Source organism: Staphylococcus sp. GDY8P120P (assembly GCF_017892065.1).
GTDB lineage: Bacteria > Bacillota > Bacilli > Staphylococcales > Staphylococcaceae > Staphylococcus > Staphylococcus nepalensis.
Window position 1 is genome coordinate 330249 of record NZ_JAESKI010000003.1, and the last position, 21360, is coordinate 351608.

General features: G+C 32.6%; 19 protein-coding genes and 1 pseudogene. 4 read left to right on the plus strand and 16 right to left on the minus strand.

What is annotated here, in order from left to right:
- Positions 1 to 37: 37 nt before the first annotated feature.
- From pheT to KA900_RS03685, 6 genes are all read right to left on the minus strand, one after another.
- Positions 38 to 2440: a phenylalanine--tRNA ligase subunit beta gene (gene pheT / locus KA900_RS03660; protein WP_119487805.1), complete on the minus strand. Its 2403-nt coding sequence runs from the start codon at positions 2438 to 2440 to the stop codon at positions 38 to 40.
- On the minus strand, positions 2440 to 3498 hold the full coding sequence (pheS, locus tag KA900_RS03665) for a phenylalanine--tRNA ligase subunit alpha (protein WP_210139310.1): 1059 nt from the start codon (positions 3496 to 3498) through the stop codon (positions 2440 to 2442). The genes pheT and pheS overlap by 1 nt, the downstream gene beginning before the upstream one ends.
- A 333-nt stretch (positions 3499 to 3831) precedes the next feature.
- Positions 3832 to 4572 (minus strand): TrmH family RNA methyltransferase, encoded by a 741-nt coding sequence (locus KA900_RS03670; protein ID WP_096810367.1) that lies wholly within the window; start codon positions 4570 to 4572, stop codon positions 3832 to 3834.
- 17 nt (positions 4573 to 4589) lie between these two features.
- The gene (locus tag KA900_RS03675) at positions 4590 to 5531 is read right to left on the minus strand and encodes a M23 family metallopeptidase (RefSeq protein ID WP_115342293.1); all 942 of its coding nucleotides are present in this window, start codon (positions 5529 to 5531) and stop codon (positions 4590 to 4592) included.
- A 126-nt stretch (positions 5532 to 5657) separates the two neighbouring features.
- Positions 5658 to 5831 (minus strand): 50S ribosomal protein L32, encoded by a 174-nt coding sequence (gene rpmF, locus KA900_RS03680; RefSeq protein ID WP_096810369.1) that lies wholly within the window; start codon positions 5829 to 5831, stop codon positions 5658 to 5660.
- 80 nt (positions 5832 to 5911) lie between these two features.
- Positions 5912 to 6448, minus strand: coding sequence for a YceD family protein (locus KA900_RS03685; protein WP_096810370.1), 537 nt, complete (start codon positions 6446 to 6448; stop codon positions 5912 to 5914).
- Between the two features lie 126 nt (positions 6449 to 6574).
- Between KA900_RS03685 and KA900_RS03690 the strand changes: the two genes are divergently transcribed.
- Positions 6575 to 7708: a nucleotidyltransferase gene (locus KA900_RS03690; RefSeq protein WP_210139311.1), complete on the plus strand. Its 1134-nt coding sequence runs from the start codon at positions 6575 to 6577 to the stop codon at positions 7706 to 7708.
- 256 nt (positions 7709 to 7964) lie between these two features.
- Here KA900_RS03690 and KA900_RS03695 read toward each other — a convergent pair whose 3' ends face one another.
- From KA900_RS03695 to rsmD, 3 genes are all read right to left on the minus strand, one after another.
- On the minus strand, positions 7965 to 8525 hold the full coding sequence (locus tag KA900_RS03695; RefSeq protein WP_348634573.1) for a MepB family protein: 561 nt from the start codon (positions 8523 to 8525) through the stop codon (positions 7965 to 7967).
- Positions 8526 to 8707: 182 nt separating this feature from the next.
- Positions 8708 to 9193, minus strand: coding sequence for a pantetheine-phosphate adenylyltransferase (gene coaD / locus KA900_RS03700; RefSeq protein ID WP_096810373.1), 486 nt, complete (start codon positions 9191 to 9193; stop codon positions 8708 to 8710).
- Between the two features lies 1 nt (position 9194).
- Positions 9195 to 9737 (minus strand): 16S rRNA (guanine(966)-N(2))-methyltransferase RsmD, encoded by a 543-nt coding sequence (gene rsmD, locus KA900_RS03705; RefSeq protein ID WP_096810374.1) that lies wholly within the window; start codon positions 9735 to 9737, stop codon positions 9195 to 9197.
- Positions 9738 to 9804: 67 nt separating this feature from the next.
- Here rsmD and KA900_RS03710 point away from each other — a divergent pair, with 67 nt between their 5' ends.
- Positions 9805 to 10194 carry a DUF7147 family protein gene (locus KA900_RS03710; RefSeq protein WP_103373004.1) on the plus strand — a complete coding sequence of 130 codons (390 nt, stop codon included), beginning with the start codon at positions 9805 to 9807 and terminating at the stop codon, positions 10192 to 10194.
- A gap of 93 nt (positions 10195 to 10287) precedes the next feature.
- On the opposite strand, the gene KA900_RS03715 is transcribed toward KA900_RS03710, so the two are convergent.
- The gene (locus tag KA900_RS03715; RefSeq protein ID WP_096810376.1) at positions 10288 to 10539 is read right to left on the minus strand and encodes a YlbG family protein; all 252 of its coding nucleotides are present in this window, start codon (positions 10537 to 10539) and stop codon (positions 10288 to 10290) included.
- A 128-nt stretch (positions 10540 to 10667) separates the two neighbouring features.
- Between KA900_RS03715 and KA900_RS03720 the strand changes: the two genes are divergently transcribed.
- The gene (locus KA900_RS03720; protein ID WP_096810377.1) at positions 10668 to 11585 is read left to right on the plus strand and encodes a glycerophosphodiester phosphodiesterase family protein; all 918 of its coding nucleotides are present in this window, start codon (positions 10668 to 10670) and stop codon (positions 11583 to 11585) included.
- A gap of 79 nt (positions 11586 to 11664) precedes the next feature.
- Here KA900_RS03720 and KA900_RS03725 read toward each other — a convergent pair whose 3' ends face one another.
- The 4 genes from KA900_RS03725 to cyoE form a co-directional block, all read right to left on the minus strand.
- Complete coding sequence (locus KA900_RS03725; RefSeq protein WP_096810378.1) at positions 11665 to 12099, minus strand: YlbF/YmcA family competence regulator; 435 nt, start codon at positions 12097 to 12099, stop codon at positions 11665 to 11667.
- Positions 12100 to 12110: 11 nt separating this feature from the next.
- The gene (locus KA900_RS03730) at positions 12111 to 13160 is read right to left on the minus strand and encodes a CAP-associated domain-containing protein (protein WP_096810379.1); all 1050 of its coding nucleotides are present in this window, start codon (positions 13158 to 13160) and stop codon (positions 12111 to 12113) included.
- Between the two features lie 926 nt (positions 13161 to 14086).
- The gene (locus KA900_RS03735) at positions 14087 to 14548 is read right to left on the minus strand and encodes a DUF420 domain-containing protein (RefSeq protein ID WP_096810380.1); all 462 of its coding nucleotides are present in this window, start codon (positions 14546 to 14548) and stop codon (positions 14087 to 14089) included.
- 24 nt (positions 14549 to 14572) lie between these two features.
- Entirely contained in the window at positions 14573 to 15484 is a 912-nt protein-coding gene (gene cyoE, locus KA900_RS03740) for a heme o synthase (RefSeq protein ID WP_096810381.1), read from the minus strand.
- 286 nt (positions 15485 to 15770) lie between these two features.
- On the opposite strand from cyoE, the gene KA900_RS03745 reads away from it, so the two are divergent.
- The gene (locus KA900_RS03745; protein WP_096810382.1) at positions 15771 to 16679 is read left to right on the plus strand and encodes a COX15/CtaA family protein; all 909 of its coding nucleotides are present in this window, start codon (positions 15771 to 15773) and stop codon (positions 16677 to 16679) included.
- A 252-nt stretch (positions 16680 to 16931) separates the two neighbouring features.
- On the opposite strand, the pseudogene KA900_RS14980 reads toward KA900_RS03745, so the two are convergent.
- Together KA900_RS14980 and KA900_RS03750 are read right to left on the minus strand one after the other, a co-directional pair.
- A pseudogene (locus tag KA900_RS14980) lies at positions 16932 to 17144 on the minus strand (IS5/IS1182 family transposase); the annotation flags it as partial.
- 557 nt (positions 17145 to 17701) lie between these two features.
- Positions 17702 to 21157, minus strand: a complete 3456-nt coding sequence (locus tag KA900_RS03750; protein WP_210139312.1) for a pyruvate carboxylase — start codon at positions 21155 to 21157, stop codon at positions 17702 to 17704.
- Between the last annotated feature and the right edge of the window lie 203 nt (positions 21158 to 21360).

Consider the following 21360-nt stretch of genomic DNA (forward strand, 5'->3'; position numbering starts at 1 on the left):
GTAGGCTAATAAAGCTACAATTCAAGGTTTATTTTTATTATCTAATTGTCGCGCCTTCTGCTTGTAAAGCTTCTAAAATACGGTTATGCACTCCGTTCACTTTATCATCCGTAAGCGTTTGGTGCATATCTAAATATGCTAGACGAATAGCAATTGATTTTTCATCTTCTGCAACATGTTCACCTTCGTATACATCAAATACTTCAGCATGTTGTAAAATATCTCCGCCATAATTTTGAATGATTTTTACAATTTCAGCGGATGGCGTTGCTCGATTAATTACCAGTGCAATATCTCTTGATACGCCTGGGAATCTTGGAATTGGTTCATAATTAATATAACCTACAGATACTGACATTAATTTATCATAATTCAACTCAAAAACGTAAGTACGTTTTAAATCATAGTTATTTTCAGTTTGTGGATGTAATTCTCCAACAAAACCAACTATTTCCTCATTTAATTTAACCCATGCCGTTCTGCCTGGATGTAAACCATCTATTTCGCCGGCTTCATATTCAAATTGAATATCTAATATTTCTGCAATACGATCGACAATACCTTTGGTTACAAAGAAATCTATTTCTTCTTTTTTATTTTGCCATGTATTTACAGTATAGTCCCCTGTTAAAATACCACTCAAATATTCAACCTCATCTGGTAATTGATTCTCTTCATTGCCAAAGAATACACGCCCTAACTCGTACAATGCTACATGATGATTACTACGTGCAACATTGTAAGATACATCATCAATTAGATGCGGGATTAAACTTTGTCTTAAAGTAGAGTGTGCTTCGCTCATAGGCATCAACAATGATATCGTTGAACGGTCTTGCAAAGCAAAATCAGTTGCGCGTGTTTTATCGACAAGGGAATAATTAATCGCTTGGTTTAATCCAGCGCCTTCTAGCGTCGCTTTAACAACACGTGTTTTTGCTTGTCTATCCGTTAATGTGCCCGGTGTGACTTGTTTAAATACAGGCAATGTTGATGGTATTTCGTCGTAACCATAAATACGTGCAATTTCTTCTATAAGGTCTTCTTTAATGGTAATATCTTTACGGCGCGACGGCACCATAACAGTAAGTGAATTACCTTCCCTAGTCGTCTCGAAGCCTAATCGAACAAAGACAGCTTCAATCTCTTCTGGTGATAAGTTAAAACCAATTGTTTCGTTAACATTTTCCACAGTAATATTCACTGGTGTAACAAATTGGCCTAGTTGGCCTTCAGCAATGCGGCCTTGAAGCACTGTTCCCTCTGCGTATTGCTGTAATAAATAACAAGCTCTATCGACAGCTTCGTCTACAAATTCAGTTGCAATACCTTTTTCAAAACGACTTGAAGCTTCGCTCCTTAAATTCAAGCGTCTTGATGTATGTCTGATTGAAACTGAATCAAAAATGGCACCCTCTATAACAACATTTGTTGTACTTTCGGTTACTTCTGAGAAGTCTCCACCCATAACGCCGCCAATAGCAATTGGTGTATCCCCGTTAGTAATGACAATATCGCTATCTTTTAAGGCTCTTTCTTGATTGTCTAATGTAGTCATTTTTTCGCCTGTTGTCGCTTGACGAACTTCGATATGTTTAGATCTGATTTGGTCTTGGTCAAACATATGAAGTGGTTGACCATATTCTAATAACACATAGTTTGAAATATCTACAACATTATTAATCGGGCGAATACCTGCTTTAATCAATCTCATTTGCATCCATTCAGGTGAGGGTTGTATTTTCACATCGTTCACTATTCTAGCACTATAATATGGTACTTTATCTTTATTTTGAACACTAATACGCATTTCATCAGTAGCTTGTTTTGTAGATTCTTGACTTTGTGTCTCTGGTCTAATCATTGGTACATTATAAAGCGCTGCTGTTTCATAAGCCGTACCCACCATACTTAAAGCATCTGCTCTATTTGGCGTTAAATCAAACTCCATGACCTGATCATCTAAGTATAAAGCTTTCAATGCATTTGTACCTGGTTTGATATCTGATGTAAAATTATAGATACCTTCTTCAAATTGTTTAGGCACAAGGTTACTTGGAATACCAATTTCTTGTAATGAACAAATCATACCTTCAGAACGTTCACCACGTAGTTTCGCTCTCTTTATTTTTACACCGCCAGGTAAACGTCCACCTACAGTAGCTACAATGACTGTTTGTCCAGCATCAACATTAGGTGCACCACAAACAATTTGTACTGGTTCTGCTTCACCAATATCAACTTGACATAAACTGAGTTTATCAGCATCTGGATGAGGTGCTTTCGTTTGGATATGCCCTACCACTAAATTTTTAATATCTTTTGTATAATCAATAATATCATCAACTTCGATACCTGTGCGCGTAATTCTTTCTGCAAGCACATTGACAGGTTGATTAATTTCTACAAATGTCTCTAACCATTCTTTTGAAATAAACATTATGCTTCACCTCTATCTTCTACTGCTTTAAATTGATTTAAGAAACGGACATCATTCGTATAGAAATGGCGGATATCTTCAATGCCATATTTTAACATTGCGATTCTATCTGGCCCCATACCAAAAGCAAACCCTGTATATTTAGAGGCATCGAATCCAGCCATTTCAAGCACGTTAGGATGCACCATTCCAGCACCTAGAATTTCAATCCAACCTGTATGTTTGCACACATTACAACCTTCACCTTTACACTTAAAGCAAGATACGTCGACTTCGACTGAAGGTTCTGTAAAAGGGAAATAACTTGGACGGAGTCTAATTTCTCTGTCTTCGCCAAATAATTGTTTAGCCAACAATTCTAAAGTCCCTTTTAAATCGCTCATTTGAATATTTTCATCTACCACAAGACCTTCAATTTGAGTAAATTGATGACTGTGTGTTGCGTCGTCAGAATCTCGTCGATAAACTTTACCAGGGCATAATATTTTAACTGGTCCTTGTCCATTTCGTTGTTCCATTGTTCTCGCTTGTACGGGTGACGTATGCGTTCTCATTAAAATATCCTCTGTAATATAAAAACTATCTTGCATGTCTCTAGCTGGATGTGATTTAGGTAGGTTTAACGCCTCAAAGTTATAATAGTCTTTTTCAACTTCAAATCCGTCTACAATTTCATAACCTAAACCTAAGAATAAATCTTCAATTTCTTCAATTGTTCTAGTTAAAGGATGCTTAGCGCCTATTGAAATTTTTCTACTAGGTAACGTAACATCAATTTTTTCATTTTTTAATTGTTGTTCTAGTTTTTCGTTGGCTAAAATTTCACGTCGTGATTCAATTTCTCCTTCGATTGCTTGTCTCACTTCGTTTATTTTTTGACCATACGCTGGTTTTTCTTCATTAGACAATTCTTTCATGTGTTTCATCAAACCAGTGACAGAACCTTTTTTTCCTAAATATTTAACTTTAACATCTTGTAACTCTTTTTCATTTTGAGCTTCATTTATGTCTACTAATGCTTGTTGTTTAATCTCAGACATTGCTTCTGTTTGAGTCATAATTTTGCCTCCTATTTAAAATGTATACTGTAAAACAATAGATAATCGCATATAAAAAAAGCTTTCATCCCCTGAAACTGGGACGAAAGCTTTCCGTGGTACCACCCAAATTTATGCATACGCATACACTTGTTGTCATTGATAACGGAAATGATTTCCGACTTAAATTTCTTTAAGTAACCAAAAAGGTGAAAAAAACTAATAGCAGCGGATTATCTTTCAGTCTTTGGATAATCTCCCTTAGACAACTGGGTTAAATTAGTTTACGTCTTTTTATTGGTTAATATTTTTAATCAGTATTAAATCTATTATATACGAAACCTAACTAAAGGGTCAACCTTTCAAATGGTACAACAATATACTGCCGGCTATAGCGACATTTAAGCTTTCCGCTTTGCCATAAATAGGAATGTTTAAATTTTGTGTTGTTTGATCTAATAACTCAGGGTTGACCCCTTCTCCTTCATTTCCTAACAGTAACGCAAACTTTTCTTGACTTGTAATTTGATTAAAAGCAACTGCATTTTCAAGTGCAGTACCATATACATTCCCATTAAATTTACGGATAAATGTGCTTAAATCCTCAGTGACAATTGGGAGATGGAATACACTGCCTTGACTCGCCCGTAATACTTTATCTTGATACGGGTCTGCTGTCCCTTTTTCTAAAACGATTAAATCGATACCTGCAGCGTCTGCAGTACGTATCAAAGTCCCCATATTTCCTGGATCTTGAATACGATCTATTAATAACACTTGTTGTGCTCCTGTAACATCAATATGTGCTTTTTCTATAATTGCGAAAAATCCTTGTGGTGTGACTGTACCGGAAAGTGCTTCCGCTACTTTTATATTTATTTCATATACTTCTTCAACATAATTCACCAAATTATCATCTAATCTTTCAATATCAACAGCAAATAATTGTAATATTTTTAAATGACTTTTATACGCTTCTTCAATGAGGTGTGCACCTTCAATTAACACCTGACCTGTTTTATCTCTTTCACGTTTCTTTTTTAATTTATTTGCACTTTTAATTTTATTGTTTTGTGCAGAAGTTATCATTTCCATACTATAGCCTCTTCATTTTAATTTTTAAAGATATGAATCATATTTGAACTTAATTTCTTAAATTTAGTAGCAAAATTGAACTTATTTTTTAATATCATATTATCATCAGTATAACTTACTATATCACCTTTTTCAGGCGAAGTACCATTGATTAACTTAATTTTGTAAGTTTTAGCGAATTGAGTATTACATTGGTTCATAATCTGAAAATGTACATGTGGTTCCATTGCGTTACCCGAATTACCAATTCTAGCAATAAATTGCCCTCTCGTAACACAATCTCCAACGTTAACTTTAAATGAATGTGGTTTAATATGCGCAATCATACTATATTCATTATTTGCATGTTTCATAATAACGTAGTTACCTTCGGGATGTTTCATGTTATTTTCTCCTGGCGTTGCATCTGGTATACCATCTATGATTTTGACGACAATGCCGTCAGCAGGAGCAACAATAATTTGGTTGTAACTATAGTAACTTTCACATAAATTAGGATTACCGTGGTAGCTACGATTTGCCTTTGTTAAAACCAAATCAAGTGCATAGCGTTGGTTTTTGTATGGATAATGATGATTGAGCAATTCATTTTCACCACCAGCGTATACAAACCAAGCATTTTGAACAGGAATCGTATAATAACATTTTGATTTTTTAATTCCTTTTATATTTTTAATTGGGGTAAGAACAAAACCAATTATTTCATTATATTTATTTAGCGTTACGCTAATACCGGTGGCCATCTTTTCGTCAAACCATATGTATTCCTCTCTATAATTGAGTTGAATATGTTTAAATAATTTATTTTTATATCTAATTGCGTTATACGATTTCAACAATTTTTTTAACTCATCATAAGAAGAAACTTCTTGAAAATAATCACTAAAATGCTCATATAACCAATCAATTTCATTGTTTTCAATTTTTGCCAGAATCATTTGAGCATTTATTTGCGTCAACAGTCACACAACCTATCAATTGAATATAGTGTCTATAAGTATTAAAAAAATCGCTCAAAAATTATCATGTGAATAATTAATGAACGATTAATTTTCGGCTATCAATAAGCCCATAAATAAATGAAATTATTTAGATACTACTTCTTCACCTTTGTATGAACCACAGTTCTTACAAACGCGGTGGTTTAATTTGTACTCACCACAATTTGGGCATTCTGTCATACCAGGTACTGACATTTTGAAATGCGTACGACGTTTATTTTTTCTAGTTTTTGACGTTCTTCTTTTTGGTACTGCCATGATATATCCTCCTTATATACATACACTAATAATTGTTTTCAGACTCAATAACCTATTATACTATAAATTATTTAAATCCGCTATTGCTCTTCGTCATATAATTGTTGTAGTTTTTGAAGCCTAGGATCGATCTGCTTAGTTTCTTCTTCAGCAAGCTCAACCGCTTCTTCTTCGTCAATAACTTCCCAACCATTACCTTCACGTAACATCTGATCGCTATCATTAGCAAAAGCACGCATTGGCTTTTCTACAATAACAAGTTCTTCAGCAATATCTTTTAGATTAATCATGCCGTCTGAAGCATCATGATAATGCTCATCATTTTCTTCGTCATCACTTAAATACTCATAACCTTCTAAATCAAAAATTTCTTGTGATTTAATATCGATAGGCACTTCAACTGGCACTAATGTACGTGCGCACGCCATCGTATACGTTCCAGTAATATGCATGTCTGCAATGACTTCATTTGATTTGACAGTTAGCTCACCTTCAACATCAATATCAGATAGATCTATTAAATCTAATGATTTTACTAAATGATCAAAATTCACCGTTTGATTGAACTCAAATGGTTTATCTTGGAATTTTCTTAATTGTGTTATTGACCATTTCATATGGCTTCACCTCTAACAAGCACAAAATTTATTTTAACTTTATAGACAAAAGTTGTCAAGATTTTTTCTTAACACGGTTTAATCTGATACAATATCTATAATGAGTTCTGAAAGGGAGAATTGCAAATGAAAAGCGTTGCACTAATCACTGAATATAATCCTTTCCACAATGGTCACTTATACCATGCCCAGACATCAAAGTCAATAACCGACTCTGAAGTCTCTATTGCGATTATGAGTGGTAACTTTGTAATGAGGGGACAACCAGCTATATATAATAAATTTATTCGCACACAGATGGCGTTAAACGTTGTAGATTTAGTAATTGAATTACCTGCCCTTGCTGCACTATCAGCTGGCCAATATTTTGCAACGTCAGCTGTTCAAATTGCAGATTATGTTGATGCAGATCACTTATCTTTTGGAAGCGAATCAGGAGACATAGATTCATTTAATGCGTTTTTACGAGATATCAATCAAGTTGAACAATCTTCCCTGTTTCTTAAAAAGATAAAAGAAGGTAAGAGTTATCCTAGGATATTAAGTGAACTTGTAAATGATAATACGCTGTTATCTTCCCCAAATAATACTTTAGGCATTTCTTACATGCGCGCAATTCAAAAGATTGCACCTCATATTAAAGCTTGGACAATTTCAAGAGAAAACAGCCATCATCATGATCAAGATATCTCAAATTTAAATTTTGCTAGTGGTACGTCAATTCGTAATGCAATACAAGCATATGACGAACAATGGAAACATGTCGTCCCTCATTCAATACACCATCTTTATCAAGAACCACACACATCTGTTGACGATACATTTCCATATATTAAATATGCGATTTTAAGTCATACCGCAGGCTCCTTAAAAAACATCTATACCATGAGCGAGGGCCTAGAAAATCGAATATTAGAAAAAATTAAACATGCCACATCATTTGAACATTTGATGTCATTAATAAAAACAAAACGTTATACATATACGCATATCCAGCGCTTATTAATGAATATCTTACTCAATTTTCAAAAACAACATCAATTCGATACCATTTCTGCTGTCCGCGTTTTAGGCATGTCTCAAAAAGGACAACACTATTTAAAATACTTAAAACAAAAATTTCCAAATCGTAATTATATAACGCAAATAAACCAACAAAATGCGCGTTTATTTGAACAAGAAATACATACTACTGAAATTTATAATTTGCTTTCTCATCGATCAGAAACAGATTTCAACACCCCAGTGATACGTATTTAAAATTAAGCTAACAACACTATGAAACGATTAAGTGTTCATACGTTCGTCGTTTTTTTAATAAATTATAAAAAAAGGGAGATTTTATATAAAAACCAGAACAAGAGAGATGTCACATTTTCGGAAACAATTCCATATCTCCGAAATACTAATAACTTAAAAACACAATATATCAAGCGCTTACATTAAATGTCGTCTTTATAGAAATTGATATAAATACACGTTTTGGTTTAATCGAAGATATTGCTAATGTCAACAATTATTCTAAATATTTATTTACGTTTTGTGCCTTTATTTCTTGTTCACTTAATCCATCAGATAAGTCAATAAAATATTGAGTTTGCCATTTTTGGGTTAACGTTGCAGCCTTATTTAAATTAGTTTCCCAATCTGGATATACACGAAAGGCCATTTTACCTATAGAATAATCAGTACGAATAATACTTTTTTTCGCAAGGATCTCTTTCGAAAAAATAAATTGTCCTTTTTGATTTCCATCTAATATATTAACGATTAATTTATCTTTCATTTCATAAAAATCGAAAGGTTCGTTTTCATATTCGCTATTTTTATGCCAGACTGCCACAAAATAACCGCTTTTTTTTGGTGTTTTTTTAGCCATTCTACTTTTAAATGAAACGCGGTTAAATATAAAGTTAAAGCTTTCATAGCTTTGATTCCATTCTTCTAATTCTACCTCATCTAGAGAAAGTCGAGGTAGAATTTCACTTATCTTTTTAAATATGAAATACGAATTATAATTCGAAATGATATTGTTCGTAATAGTTCGTCTCCCCCTTGTTTTACGGTTACGCCAAATTGCGTGTTTCTATATCAAAGTATAAGGAACAAAGCCAAATTACCATGTTACGCGTCACATTTCATTATACTCCAGACATTAATATTTTGTTTCAAAAGCTAATTTACAAATGCTTTCTATAAAATGATTATTAGACAGACTATATTTAAAGCTGAGACATACTTTTACGCCCCAGCTTTTCATTATTTTTTGAATTTTTTATTTAATGCTTTTTCGACATGTTCTGGTACAAAGTCTGAAACATTAGCTTTATATGCAGCCACTTCTTTTACCACACTAGAACTAATAAAGGAATAGTTTGTACTTGTCATCATATACATTGTTTCTACGTTACTGTTTAGTTTTTTATTCATCGAAGTAAGTCTTAATTCATACTCAAAGTCACTTACAGCTCGCAACCCTCTGATAATAGTTTGAGCACCGATTTCATCACAAAAATCAACCAGCAAACCGTTAAAATGATGTACAGTAACATTATTTAAATGCTTCACTGATTCTTCAATCAATTCGATACGTTCATCAATTGAAAAAGTTCCTGATTTATTACTGTTTTTCAAAACGCAAATGTGCAACTCATCAAAACGATCCGCGCTTCTATCAATAATATCAATATGACCATATGTAATTGGATCAAAACTTCCTGGAATGACTGCTTTAGTTGTAGACATTTTAATCTCCTTTTTCTAATAACAAAGTGTCTGTTAATCCATAATGATATCTTTTTATCATATGAAATGATTTTGTATCAATCTTTTCTTTATGATTGAACTCACAAACGATAATACCATTTTCTTTCAATAAGTTAAACTTTGCAATTCCATCTAATGCTTCATCAATCAAACCTTTTTCATAAGGGGGATCTAAAAAAATAACATCAAATTGGATTTCTCTTTTTGAAAGTGCTTTAAGAGCCCGATCAGCATTATTTTTATATACTTCTGCTTGATTGGAAATTTTTAAATTTTGAAGATTAGATTTTATAATTTTTATAGCCTTGAAATTTTGGTCTACGAAAATCATTTTTTCCATACCGCGAGACAATGCTTCAATACCCAAAGCACCGCTTCCAGCATATAAATCTAAACCGACGCCAGAGACCTCGTGCAAACTATTAAAAATGCCTTCTTTAACTTTATCCATAGTAGGCCTTGTATTACGTCCTTCTAAACTTTCTAAGGGTTTACTTTTATGAATTCCAGAAATCACTCTCATTTTACAAACACTTCCATTCTAGATTTTATTTTTATATAATACATATTGCATGATAAGGAGGAGCAAGATGAAACAATCATTTATAAAATTAGGTGAAGGTCTTACAGATTTATTTGAATTTATAACACTTATTGAATATAACCATACACGGATAGATTATATTGTCTATTTTCATACCCCTACTTTTGATAAAAAATTATCTTCAGTCGCTATTATTATGAAACCAACGAGCGACAAACATTTTCAAGCTATGTATATTATGGTAAATGCATTAAAATATCCATATCCTGAGCCTAACAAAAAGTTCGATATGATTAACAAACAAGCAGCACAATTTAATCTTGAGATAAAAGAAATTGATGTACAACCACCTGAAAGATTTCACTCTCATAGTATTTATTTCAATTATTTAATCAGTGTATTAAGAATAGAAAGATGGATTCCTCCACTAGAATAATAGTAAACAAAACAAAGTCACCTTACTGGTTCTTAAACCTATTGTGACTTTGTTTTGTTTATAAAATAATTCAATTAATTTAATAACTTATTCTTATGTAAATTCATGTTGTTCTTTTGGGTATTCTTTTTTTAAATACTTATAAGGAGAGCCAACAATATTTTTAACATATTTTAATTTCATTAGTTTGTCTACAATACTATCAGCTTCTTCTTCATTTATATACATAATAACATAACGTTGTTGTTTATTTGTACTTACAATATGGCCAAATTTTCTAATTTGGCGTTCATGTTTCATATGTTTTAAATATATGATTAAACTTGTTCTAGATACAATATCCATATTATCACTCCATCTATTAGCCACTTTATAATATCACGACTAATTCAATTAATAAATAACAATTATTTTGAAGTAAAGCTAACATTTGCTATATTACTTAATATACTTAAACCAAGGAGGATTTGCGCATGACAACATTTAATAAATTAATTAAAGGTGCGTTTTTAGCTACAGTTGGTTTAGTCGGCAGTGCTATTTTCGTTTCTAAATATAAAGGTATGCCAAATAATCAGGCAGTCCCTTCCTTCTTCTCTAAACCGGCGCCTTATATATTTGCGCATCGTGGTGGCATGGCAGTTATGCCAGAACATACCAAACTTGCATTTGATAACGCGATTAACCATAAAATTGATGGATTTGAAATTGATGTTAGATTAACCAAAGATCAACAACTGATCGTTTTTCATGATGCAGAAATTGATCGTACTACAAATGGTTCAGGAAAAGTAGCAGAACATACTTTAGATGAGTTAAAACAATTGGATGCTGGTTACCATTTTACAGATGTGAATGGTTTAAAGCCCTATCGTAATCATTTAAGTGCCAAGGTCTTAACATTTGATGAGTTGTTAAAATCATATCCAAACTCACTCGTCAATGTAGACCTTAAAGATATGCCACAAAGTAGCGAAGGCAAGCTTGTACCTCACATCATTTATGACATAATTGTTAGAAATAATGCGCAAAATCGTGTTTTAGTTACTAGTTTTCATAGTGAACAAGTGAAACGTTTTAAAAAAGGAAGTAACGACACAATTGCTATAGGTGCAAGCCAAAATGAAGTTGCTGAAGGTTTCTTAAAATTCAGTTTAGGTCTTGGTAATATGTTCCAACCACAAGCCCATACCTTCCAAATGCCAGTCACATTCAAAGGTATCAAATTGACTTCTCCTAAATTTATTAGCTGGTTAAATGAACGAAATATTGTACCTGGATATTATGGCATTAACAATTTAGATTTAATGAATGATTTAATCGTAAACGGCGCTCACACTTTAGTCACTGACAGACCGGATTTAGCAGAACGTTTTAAAAACACATACTAAAATAAATTATATAAAAGCTGGGTTACCTGTTTGGTTTCCCAGCTTTTATCGTCATTAATAGATACACAATGTCTTACGTTTACAAAGAACAGCTACAAGAACCACCTGTAGCACAACCACTCGCATCTTTTTGGAAAAACGGATTTCCTGTTTCAATTTTTACATTTTCAGATACTGCATACGCAATTTTAACGATGACTTCATCAATTAAATCTTGTAACGCTACTTCTTTTTGTTTATAGTCCATAACGACTGGCAACATTTCATAAGCACGTTTACGTTTACGTGTTTCTAACATAACTTTTTGATAGTCCGGATGATATTTCCCAAACCTCATAATTTCATCGTATGCTTCTTTTGATTTTAAAAAAGCTTGGTATAGTAAATGAGCCTCATCATTTTCCATTAAATACTTCTCAGCTAATTTGAATGCTTGATATAAACGTGAGTCAAGTATTTTATCACTTAAACTCTCGATATCATCAAGTACAGTCAATGTTTCTTCTGTTATCATAGTGACACTCCTTACTTATCTTCAATGAAAATAATCGTATAGTAACCATTAGATACTTCGCCGCCCATTTCATTGTATTTGGAATTTAACATTCTCGATCTATGAATATCTGAGTTTAACCAACTGTGAATTAATGTTGGCACTTCATTGAAATCATAACCAACATTTTGACTTGTCGAAACGAAAGATATATTTTGTTCATCAAGTTTCTGTTTTAATGCTTCTTCTGTAAATTCTACACTATCAGTGTCGATTGCTTCGTACAAGTTATATGAAGCAATATGTGCTAAATCATTATTAACTTTTAAAGTTTTTGCATCTTTTAATGCTCTCATTTCATTTGTTATTTCATATAATGTCATCAATTGATTAGCATTTTGTTCATAAGGTATTTCTTTATAATTATTTTTTACTTTTTTATCTTCTTTTGCAGTGATCATTTGGTATGGTTTAAACGCCATTAATGCCTCACTATCTAAATAGCGTACACCGACAATTTCATTGTCTTGTTGGTCAATATAGATTTGAGCATAAACGTCATTAAATTTGATAAGCGTCTGTGTTTTCATATCTGCATCAGAAAGCTCTAATTCATATGCTTTGCCATCTACTTTGATTGTTGGTTCTGGATTTATACTGAATTTTTCAAATACATTAGAAGCTTTGTCTCCAATTTCCACTGGATTAACGCTAGCGTTTTTACCAGTTGCATAAACAGATTTTATTTTGTTTTTTCTAGTCGTCACCAGATAATATTGATCTTTTTGTTTAAATACGTAGTTTTTAAAACCTTTTTTATATGAATAAACCCTATCTGCTTGTCCATATTTGTCAGTTAAACTATGTAAATCTTGCCCCACCCATGTACCTACACCTTTTTCAAGTTTTGGATTTTCACTTGTCGTTTTTTGCTTTTGAAAATCTTTATTTTGAGTTGTTTTTGGCGTGTCCTTATTCGGATTTTCCAAAACATCAAATTTTAAACGCGGTGAGTAAAATAAATAAATTATAAAACAAATTAATAACAATACACCAATAACTTTAATTATTAGTTTTTTCATCGCTCATCCACCTATAGTATTCTTTGGTTCATTGTACATGTTTATGATTGATTCAAGCAAGGCATCTCCATAAATTTCTCCTTTTGTAATAATCTCTTTACAATGAATTGAACCAACTTTCAATATTTAGGTATTAAATGATACACAACCAAACCTTGGGTATAGTGCTCACTAAGGAGCGATGCATATATCAATGACTCGTATATATGGGGCAAAAAATAACTTAAAAAACATTTCAGTAGGTGTTCCTATTATTTTAGCTTGCTTTGATCATTTAATTGGGTAAAATAATACTGTAGTTATTACTGAACATAATTTAATAATGATGACTAAACCAGATTGGATTATTGTTATTGGGCTATATTCAGGCCATAAGGGCAGTGAATTACTTTATCAAGGTAATTCCTTATGGTTTATTAAGTATCGATGACTCTTTAACTGCTAAGCGTTTAAAACGGTATTTATCTTAAGTGGTTATTGACACTCATTATTTCTGTTTTGTATGAAGGATTACTATCCTTTAACCCGTCTTACCAACACCTTTTATGAGAATAAAATATTGACTAAATTGTAACTGACGCCTTAAGTTAATGTTCAAATAAAATCTCATAACCTAAAAAAAAGCCGAGACATCAATGATGTCTCGGCCACAAATATGATATATACAATAAAGAACTAGTAATACTTATCCAAGTATTTAACTCGTGTAATAATTTTAATGCTAATGAGACTTATACATAATCTCGTGCCAGATAACCTTTTAGCCTAAGCTCTGCACTTTTAACCATACTTGTATTTATCAGAGTAGGATAACAAAATTATTCTAGAAAAGTATGATTTCTATCCTGTCCCCTCTTATTATGAGTATGGATGACTAAGTCCAAACTCTTTTATTCCCGAATAACTAACGCTTAATATAGTATGCTTTATAACCCAAAAGTTGCTTTAAGTAACGACGTTGTTTCTCCGCCTGGATATAAAACGTAAAGTAGCATATATACCGCTACACCAGTGATTGCGGTGAAAAACCAAATAATTGATGCAATTGGTCCTACAAATCTATGAATTTTAAATTTCTCTTTGAAAGCAGTTATAATTTGTACAAGACCCAAGATACCACCAATTGTTGCCAAATTAATATGGAAGATTAAAAAGATTGTATAATAAATCTTAATAGAATCTGGACCACCAAAAGCAGTATTCCCAATAAATATTGTTCTTGAAGCATAGATAATAAAGAACGCAAGTGCAAAAAAAGCTGCCGTTAACATCACTTTTTTATGGCTTTCGATTTTTCTCTTCCAAATTTTACGCCATCCTATTGCAACAAGGATCGCACTAATAACTATAAAACTTGTGCTGATTGTAGGTAAGATTGGTAAATTCATACATTCCATCCTTATTTTTATTTATTAGAACATTTTTATTAACGAGACAACAACAACGAGTACAAAAAATACTACTAAATAATTTAAAGAGTAGATAAACATTTTTGTAGCCCATTTTGTTTGGTCTGAATCTTTTTTAAAGCTTGTTAAACCTAAATATAGCCAACCAAGATTCAATAGTGAGGCCAATATAATAAATGTTGTACCAAGATTACTTAATAATAATGGTAATGGCAATAAAAATACGAGCCAAATAAACATACTGACTCTTGTCCGTTTAAACCCTTTAACAGAAGGAAGCATTGGAATATGAGCCATACTATATTCATCTTTACGCTTAATCGCTAAAGCATAGAAATGTATCGGTTGCCAACAGAAAATAACTAAAAATAATGCAACTGCGACCATGCTAATATTACCTTCTATTGCTGTCCAACCAATTAATGGCGGAACGGCACCAGGGAAACTCCCGATTACTGTGTTCCAAACCGTATGGCGCTTAGACCAAATGGAATAAAATGATACATATCCAACAATACCTAGTAATCCAATTACGCCTGATGGTACATTTAAAGCAAATAAAAATGCTTCCCCTACGAGCATCATTCCAAAACTAAGTAATAATAAATTTCTATTTGAAATTCTTTCGTTCACCGTTGGTCTTTGTTGTTTGCTTGGCATGATACTGTCAATATCTTGATCATAGTAATTATTTAAAGCGCAAGCGCCCCCCATAATTAACGTCGAGCCTACCAACATCATTAAAATCTGTGGTATTGACGAGAGGAAGGAATGATTTGCCAACACAATTGCAAGCCATGAACCAGCAAAAGCTGGTATTAAATTACCTTGAACTAGCCCCATTTTAATAATTTGTTGTAACTCTTTAAAAGTTACACGGCTAGAATTATGCGACAAAGTTTGTTCTTTGTTCATAATTTCCCTCCTAATTTTTCCATATAATACAATGATATATCAATTTATGGTCATTGACTACATTTATATAAAGTTATTTGTGACACTTTATCGACATTCACAAATAGTCATTTTTGTGACACAATTAGAAGTGCATTTCTTGTTATAATGATAATTAAGTTTTATTTAAAAAGAAAGAAATCAATTTCAAGAGATTATGAATAATAGTGAAATGTTGTGCTTAACTTTCACTTCAACTCTATTCCATCTCTTATTTGAGTTTTATTTATATGTGGGGGGTTAATTCTTGTTTAACAAAAAAAACCTGAAATGGTTATCTGTGTTAGCAGCCATAATTATGGCATTTGTACAACTCGGAGGAGCTTTAGTAACCAAAACTGGTTCAGCAGATGGTTGTGGTTCAGACTGGCCATTATGTCATGGCGCTTTCTTACCACAAAATTTACCTATACAAACGATAATTGAACTAAGCCATCGCGCTGTATCTGGATTATCTTTAATTATTGTTTTATGGCTAGTAATCGTAGCTTGGAAACACCTCGGTTACATCAAGGAAGTTAAACCTTTATGTATCATCAGTGTTGGTTTCTTACTCATACAAGCACTTGTTGGTGCAGCTGCGGTAATGTGGCAACAAAATGCTTATGTTCTTGCATTACATTTTGGTATTTCATTAATTTCGTTCTCTTCAGTATTTGTCTTAACTTTAATCATCTTTGAAGTAGACCATAAATATGAAGCTGATGAATTATTTATTCGTAAGCCTCTAAGAATTTATACATGGATAATGGCTGTCATTGTTTATCTAACAATTTATACTGGTGCCTTAGTTAGACACAAAGAAGCAAGTTTAGCTTATGGGCAATGGCCTCTACCGTTTAATGATTTAATACCTCATAATGTGCAAGATTGGGTAAACTTTACGCACCGAGGCATGGCTTTAATTGCGTTTATATGGATATTAATTACATTTATTCATGCAATTAATAATTATAAAGAGAATCGTACCATTCGATTCGGTTATACTGCTGCCTTTATTTTAATTATTTTACAAGTAATTACAGGAGCTTTATCTATTATTACTGAAGTCAATTTATTGGTTGCTTTACTACATGCTTTATTTATCACACTATTGTTTGGCTTGATTGCATACTTTATTGTATTGATGTTACGAACAATTCGAAGTGCTAAATAAATGAAATGAATAACCTTAAATAAGTGTTGAAGACATAGGTAGCTCCAACTAGAAACAAACGTCAATTTCTATTGAAATCATATAGAAATTGACGTTTTCTTTGTTTTTGTGTAATTTTGCATCTCGTTGAGCTCTTATTTTTCTCATATCCAGCGCTACTAAGATAAAACTAAATTTTCGTTTAACCTTATTCATTTTTAATCCAGTTTTCATAAATTAAATTTTTCATGAACAATTGCCGTATGCATATCATTTAAAATTTCTCTTAAATTCATATTTATCTTCTCGATTTACATAACTTTTAAAGTCGACTCTTTTGTGTTTTAGATAAATAAATTTATCGTATTTCAAATTCTGTGTATTGAAAAGATTACTTTTATATTTTTTAACCTTACCTTTAAGAAACAAAAAATAATATGTAATGAAAGACATGCTATTAAAATGATCTATGATTGACGCCATATATCATGATTAGTGATTGATACTTGAGTTCAATTAGTAGCGAAAGTTGAGTCATGTTATCATCTCAGATATAATACGCCCCGTTAATTTAGTTTAGTGAGGTTTATTGAATTATATGAAAGTGTCTTATTTTTAGTAAAAACTTATGATAATGATATTAGTCTAAAACATAGTATTGATTGTGACACGCTGTAGGAATAGCATGCGTATTGAGCATTTAGTCTCAATATTCATTGATTTATTCAACATACAAACGCCACTACTGTATAATCTATATAATATGCTATTTTTTAAAAATAACAGTAGTTTCGCCTGATTTTTGTGAGAAAGTACTAAGCAAAGACTATAAGATAATACATTACCCGCGAAAAAGTGCGCATAAAAAACTGTCAACAAAGTCAAAGGCTTTGTTGACAGTATGAAGCGTTCCAATTAAGTCACTCATTAACTATAAATCAGTATTTTCTAATTATAAAAATAAATGATGTCTATGCAAGGAATGCAACGAGTATATGTTTGATTTTAGTCATACTCACATTTTTTATTTGATTAATTCTTATTTAATCTACTGGTTCTTTTTCAATTTCTATTAATAAATCTCCAGTTTCGATCGCTTCTCCATTTTGAACGGTTACTTTCTTAACCACACCATCAAATGGCGCTTGTATCGTTGTTTCCATTTTCATTGCTTCTGTGATTAATAAGGCTTGTCCACTTGTTACAGACTCCCCTTCTGAAATTTTAACTTCTGTTACTGACCCAGGCATTTGTGCGCCAATATGATTTGGATTTAATTTGTCAGCTTTAGGTTTAACACTTGCGTTTGCTTTTACATTTTCATCCTGTATGAAAATACGTCTCGCTTGACCATTCATATCGTAAAATATTGTACGAACCCCTTTTTCATCAGGTTCAGTAATTGTTTTAAGCGTAATAATCAATCGTTTACCAGTGTCTATCTCAATTTCTACGGTTTCATTTGCTCTCATACCGAAGAAGAATGTTGGTGTATCTAAAAGTGACACATTACCATATTGTTCTTGTGTCGTAATAAATTGTTCATAAACTTTTGGATATAATACATAACTAATAATGTCTTGTTCAGTGACTTCTTTTTGTTGTTTTTCTTCTAATTCTTTCCTTATTGCTTCAAAGTCGACTGGTTCTAAATACTCACCTGGTCTGTCAGTTAATGGCTGCTGTCCTTTCAAAATCACTTTTTGTAGTTCTTTATTAAATCCGTTTACTGGCTGACCAATTTCACCTTTAAAGAACGAAACAACCGACTCAGGAAAATCTAATTTATAACCATCTTTAATTACAGTTTGTTCATCTAAATCGTTTTGGACCATATACAACGCCATATCTCCAACTACTTTTGATGATGGTGTAACCTTAACGATATCCCCAAATAAGAAATTGACACGTTTATACATGTCTTTAACTTCATTAAATCGATTACCTAACCCTAAACTTTTGGCTTGTTGACGTAAATTAGAATATTGTCCGCCCGGCATTTCATGTTGATAAATCTCTGTATTTGGTGACTTAATATCACTTTCAAAATCACTATAATATTGACGTACTGTACTCCAATAATGAGATAACTCTTCCATGCCATCAATATCTGCACGCATACTTCTTCCAAATCCATTTAGTGCATAATATAACGAGTTGCCACTTGGTTGACTTGTTAGACCGCTCATTGATGCAATTGCTGTATCTATAACATCTACACCGGCATCTATAGCTTCTTTATAAGTTAAAAGACCGTTACCACTTGTATCATGTGTGTGTAAGTGAATTGGTAAATTAACTGCTGCTTTTAATTCACCGATTAATTCGTATGCTGCTTTAGGTTTTAATAAACCAGCCATATCTTTAATAGCAAGTATGTGGAAACCTTCAGATTCTAGCGTTTTCGCCATATTAACGTAGTAGTCTAATGTATATATATTAGAACGATTTGGATCCAAGAAATCACCCGTATAACAAATCGTTCCCTCTGAAATTTTTCCTGCTTCTTGGACTGCTTCGTTAGCAACTTTCATCTGGTCTACCCAGTTTAATGAATCAAAAATTCGGAATACATCTATACCTGCTTCAGCACTTTCTTTCACGAACTTTTTAATTACGTTATCTGGATAGTTTTTATACCCTACTGCATTAGAAGCCCGTAACAACATTTGGAATAAAACATTTGGAATAGACTTTCTTAATCTTTCTAATCTTTCCCATGGGTTTTCTTTCAAGAAATTATAAGCGACATCAAACGTGGCGCCGCCCCACATTTCTAATGAAAAACTATCTTTCATTACTTCCGATGTTTTAGAAGCAATATTCATCATATCTTTTGTTCTAACACGTGTTGCCAGTAAGGATTGATGTGCATCTCTAAATGTCGTATCTGTAATCAATACGTCTTCTTGTTCTTTCAACCATTGAGCAACTGCTGTAGGTCCCTTACTATCCAATAATTGTTTTGTACCTTCAAACTTATCCACTACTTTTTTAGGCACTTGTGGAATAGGTGATGTTTCATATACCGGTTTCGGTCGTTTTTCAACGTTTGGAAATCCATTAATCGATACATTACCGATATATTCTAATGTCTTTGTCCCTCTATCTAAAGTCGGTTCAATATCAAATAATTCTGGTGTACTTTCAATAAATTTGGTTGTATAATCGCCAGTTTTAAACTGTGCATTTCGCATAACGTTAATTAAAAATGGGACATTGGTTTTTACACCACGAATTCTCATTTCTTGCAATGAACGATCCATTTTTTCGTTTGCTTGTTTAAATGTCATACCGTGTGTAGATAATTTTACTAGTAAAGAATCATAATATGGCGTGATTTCGGCACCTTGGAATCCATCACCAGCATCCAGCCTCACACCAAAACCACCACTTGAACGATACGCAATAATTCTACCTGTGTCTGGCATGAAATCGTTAGTTGGATCTTCCGTGGTGATACGACATTGGATAGCATAGCCTAGTGTTTTAATATCTTTTTGTTGGGGCATACCAATTTCTGCATCAAATAACTTTTCACCGTCAGCTACAAGAATTTGAGTTTTAACTACATCTACGCCTGTTACCATTTCAGTAATCGTATGCTCAACTTGAACACGTGGGTTTACTTCAATGAAATAGAAATCTTCTCCAGAAACTAGAAATTCAACAGTACCAGCGTTAACATAGTTGATGTTTTCCATTAATTGAATCGCAGCATCACAAATACGCTCTCTTAAATCATCAGGTAAAGCGACAGAAGGTGCAACTTCAACAACCTTTTGATGACGTCTTTGTACAGAACAATCACGCTCGTATAAATGGACTATATTTCCGTGCTCATCACCAATCACTTGTACTTCAATGTGTTTTGGATTATCTATATATTTTTCAATATAAACTTCGCTATTATCAAATGATTTCTCTGCTTCGGATTTTGCACGGTGAAATGCATCTTCTAATTCATCTTCCGAACGGACAATACGCATGCCTTTACCGCCACCACCACTCGTTGCTTTGATCATCAACGGGTAACCAGCTTCATTGGCAAAAGCGACTGCATCCTCTTGGTTGTCAATCGGTCCATCTGTCCCTGGGATAACACTTAAATTAGCATTAATTGCCGTTGTTCTCGCTTTAACTTTATCTCCAAACATATCTAAATGTTCTACTTGTGGACCAATAAATTTAATGCCTTCTTCCTGACACCGTTTAGCAAATGTTTCATTTTCACTTAAGAACCCATAACCAGGATGGATCGCGTCCACACCTGCGCGTTTAGCAACATCTAAAATACGTTCAATATCTAAGTATGATTCTGCTGGTCCTAAGTCATTTCCTACCAAGTAAGATTCATCTGCTTTATATCTATGTAAAGAGCCTTTGTCTTCGTTGGAATAAATTGCTACCGTTTTAATATTTAACTCAGTTGCTGCTCTAAAAATCCTTATTGCAATTTCCCCACGATTGGCTACTAGTAGTTTGTTTATTTGTTTCAAATCATGGTCCCCCTTAAATTTTGAATTTTCTAAAAAGTTTAATATAGATTTTATTATAGCAAAATACGAACTATGTATACAGTAAAACATTTTTGACACTTTTTTGTTTAGTAATAAAATTAATAATGTAATTTTCATTAATATACCATTAGTTTTAATATAATTATTCACCAAAAGCATGGTAGCTATCGGATTTAAAACAC